The sequence below is a fragment of the Brachyspira sp. SAP_772 genome, assembly GCF_009755885.1.
In the GTDB taxonomy this organism is placed as follows: Bacteria; Spirochaetota; Brachyspiria; order Brachyspirales; family Brachyspiraceae; genus Brachyspira.
In genome coordinates this window covers 1-702 of record NZ_VYIX01000173.1, presented here as the reverse complement: position 1 = coordinate 702, position 702 = coordinate 1, and the positions used below count along the sequence as shown (strand labels likewise).

At 28.3% G+C, this 702-nt stretch carries 1 protein-coding gene; it reads right to left on the bottom strand.

Going from position 1 to position 702, the window contains the following annotated elements:
* Positions 1–702, bottom strand: a 702-nt coding sequence (alr, locus tag GQX97_RS13340) for an alanine racemase (protein ID WP_157152298.1), incomplete at both ends; no start/stop codon positions are given.

The window sequence follows — 702 nt, the reverse complement described above, 5'->3', positions numbered from 1 at the left end:
AACTTCATCTTCTTCTTTTATATTATCCTCATTTCCTATATCTGCCATTATAATATCCATGCATATCTTTCCTATTATAGGATAATATTTACCGTTTATTTTTACTTCCCAATTATTAGAAAGTTTTCTTGATAGTCCGTCAGCATATCCTATAGGTATTACAGCTATATTAGTATCTTTATCAGCTTTCCAAGTCATGCCGTAAGAAACTGTTTCATTCTTTTTTATTTTTCTAGTTAAAATAACTTTAGATTTTAAATTTAGTATWGGCTTAAATCCAAAGTCATGCAGCTTCTCTGTATATCCATAAACTACTATACCTGCTCTAACCATATCRAARTAGGCATTTTTATAATAAAGCAATGCAGCAGAATTTGCAGTATGAGCATTATTKATTTTTATGCCGTTTGTTTTTAATTCATTTAAAACATCACTAAAAATTTTTATTTGATTTTCTGTAAACTCTTTAGATATATCATCAAATCCATCAGAAGCAGCATAATGAGTATTAATTCCTTCTATCTCTAAAGTGCCGTATGATAATATCTTATTAGCCAAGCTTAATACATCTTTAGGTTTTGCTCCCATTCTGTTTAGGCCRGTATCTACTTTGATATGCAGTTTTAACTTTTTATTATGATTCTTCAAAAATCTGTCATAATCATCTAAACATTCAGCATTACTTATAATAGGAGTTAAAAC